Genomic DNA, 1,965 nt, shown 5'->3' with positions numbered 1-1,965 from the left:
CCGTCTGGATCAATCCGCCCAACAACAAGCTCCAACTCCAAGCTTAATCTATCGCTCCGGCTGTCTCACATTCGTTGACACGCTCCGGCGCCTGTTGCCATCGCCTTTCCAAGGCTGGTGCTGATGAGCATTCGCCCTTCGCTTGGCTTGTCGAAGATCTTGTAGGTGTCATCGGGCATCGCCTGATAGGCGGACGTCACGTCGGCGTACTCCATAGACCGGCTTAGCCCGGCGCAGCCGGAAACAGCAGCCAAGGCTGCAATAGCAATCATACGTTTCATCAGTTCCCCCGCATCCCCTAGAGCGGTTTGACCCGATTCGGAGTCGGATGTTTGCGATCTTGCGAAGGTCGTGATTCCCTGTCTGCAAAGGACAGGGAGACGAACTCATGGCGCGAGCTTACGGGGTGGACCTTCGCAAGCGGGTGGTCGAAGCGATCGAAGCTGGCTTGTCGACACGGGCTGCGGCCCGCCGGTTTGCGATCGGCTTCTCGACGGCAGGGTCCTGGCATCGCGATTGGCGCCGGAAAGGAACGTTCGAGCCTGATCGCCAAGGTCAGCCCGAAGGCTCCAAACTCGACGCGCACGAAGCCTTCATCCTGGCGCTTATCGATACGGATGAAAAGGACATTTCGCTGGCCGAGATCGCCGAACGTTTGGAAGCCGACAAGGGCATCAGCGCCTGTCAGTCGCTGATCTCCAGGTTCTTCAAGAAGCGCGACATCACGTGGAAAAAAAGACCGCGCACGCCGCCGAGCAGCAGCGCGAAGACGTCCTGGCCGCGCGCCGAGCCTGGTTCGAGGCGCAGCTCGATCTCGATCCGAGCAAGCTGGTCTTCATCGACGAAAGCGGCCTGAACACGAAGATGGCACGGCTGCGCGGCCGCTCCAAGCGTGGGGAACGCTGCCGCGCCGCCGTTCCACACGGCCATTGGAAGTCCACCACCTTCACCGCTGGTTTGCGGATCGACGGCATCGTCGCGCCGTGGCTTCTCGATGGCGCGATGGATGGCGAGGCGTTCCTCACCTATGTCCGTAAGGTCCTCGCGCCGACGCTCTCACCCGGCGACATCGTCGTCATGGATAACCTTCCCGCGCATAAGGTCGCCGGTGTCACAGAGGCCATCGAGGCAGCCGGAGCGGAGCTTCGATACCTTCCGCCCTATTCGCCGGATTTCAACCCGATCGAGATGGTCTTCGCCAAGATCAAGGCGTTCCTCAGAAAGCTGGCAGCCCACACGATCCCTGGCCTATATGATGCCGTGGCGCTGGCGCTCGACATCTTCAAGCCGACGAATTCCGAAATCTCTTCGCCCATGCCGGATATGACCCGGATTAAGGTGAAAACGCTCTAGCGATGGCGACTGCTAATCCGATGGCAGCCGTCGCCGAAGTTGATCTTGTCGGGGCGACGGCAATAGCAGCGGAGTTCGGGGATCGTGTCTTTGTAGAGCGTGAGCTCATCACATGCATCGAGGACGGATGGCTCACTAGACGCCCGCGACCTGCCGCAGAATCCCGGTTACTATTGGACGGTGAGTTCGTAGCTCGATTCAGGCACCCGGCATCCGGGTGTTGACGGTGAACGTCATGGACGAGCCGGCGCTGCCGCCGTCAAACACAACTTCGACCTCCTCGCCACCCTCTAAACGGAGACGAAGGTTGGGCCTTGTTATGGCGTCCATCTGGAGTTTTGGGTCGGCTATGTCGGTCGTTCCGTGCGCTTCACGATAGTCCGCGTTTCCCCTCAATTCGATTGAGTAAGAAATCGGAATTTCCTGCGTCGGAAAAACGAGATAGCCGGTTCCCGTATACGTTCTGATCTTGCTTGCTTGTTTCATAGTCCCCCGCATCCCCATGCAGAAGGTTGGCACGGCGCACGGAGCGTGTCAACGAATGTGAGACAGCCGGAGCGATAGATTAAGCTTGGAGTTGGAGCTTGTTGTTGGGCGGATTGATCCAGACGG

General features: G+C 59.3%; 2 protein-coding genes and 1 pseudogene. 1 reads left to right on the top strand and 2 read right to left on the bottom strand.

Annotation, left to right across the window (positions count from 1 at the left end; translation table 11 throughout):
• Positions 1-65: 65 nt before the first annotated feature.
• Positions 66-281 carry a hypothetical protein gene (locus VQ044_RS24935; protein WP_331827879.1) on the bottom strand — a complete coding sequence of 72 codons (216 nt, stop codon included), beginning with the start codon at positions 279-281 and terminating at the stop codon, positions 66-68.
• Positions 282-388: 107 nt separating this feature from the next.
• Between VQ044_RS24935 and VQ044_RS24930 the strand changes: the two are divergent.
• Positions 389-1,337, top strand: a pseudogene (locus tag VQ044_RS24930) (IS630 family transposase).
• A 214-nt stretch (positions 1,338-1,551) separates the two neighbouring features.
• Here VQ044_RS24930 and VQ044_RS24925 read toward each other — a convergent pair.
• Positions 1,552-1,839, bottom strand: a complete 288-nt coding sequence (locus VQ044_RS24925) for a hypothetical protein (protein ID WP_331827878.1) — start codon at positions 1,837-1,839, stop codon at positions 1,552-1,554.
• Between the last annotated feature and the right edge of the window lie 126 nt (positions 1,840-1,965).

Source organism: Aurantimonas sp. C2-5-R2, assembly GCF_036549495.1.
Lineage (GTDB): Bacteria > Pseudomonadota > Alphaproteobacteria > Rhizobiales > Rhizobiaceae > Aurantimonas > Aurantimonas coralicida_A.
Note: the sequence above shows the minus strand (reverse complement) of the source record. Positions and strands in the feature narration are given on the sequence as shown.